The organism is Microbacterium sp. CCH5-D1, assembly GCF_001557335.1.
Lineage (GTDB): Bacteria > Actinomycetota > Actinomycetes > Actinomycetales > Microbacteriaceae > Microbacterium > Microbacterium oxydans.
Genome location: NZ_LSJW01000216.1, coordinates 1 through 314, shown reverse-complemented (window position 1 = coordinate 314; position 314 = coordinate 1). Strand labels below are relative to the sequence as shown.

Below are 314 nucleotides of genomic sequence, written 5' to 3'. Positions count from 1 at the left end.
ACCCTCACCCCCGACGAGCAGCAGCACAGCTGGGTGCACGCCTTCGACCGCGGCGGCTCCTACCTCGCCGCCGTCGCCGGCCTCGAGGTCGGCATCGGATCTCCCACCCACCACCCCGAGCCGCTGCCGTTCACCAAGCTCCCCGGCTACTGGAACATCACCATCCCCGAGGACGGCCACTGGCTCACCCCCAACCTGTTCAGCCCCCGCGGCGTGACCGGACAGGCCACCCCCGGCAGCCGCATCTGGGTCGCGACGCCCACCATGGAGCTCGCCGCCGAGCTCGGCGTCGAGCCGGAGATCCACGAGGCCTA

1 protein-coding gene is annotated in these 314 nt (G+C 72.0%); it reads left to right on the top strand.

Features of this window, described 5'->3' with window-relative positions:
* Positions 1-314, top strand: a 314-nt coding sequence (locus tag AX744_RS20745) for a hypothetical protein (protein ID WP_197429232.1), incomplete at both ends; no start/stop codon positions are given.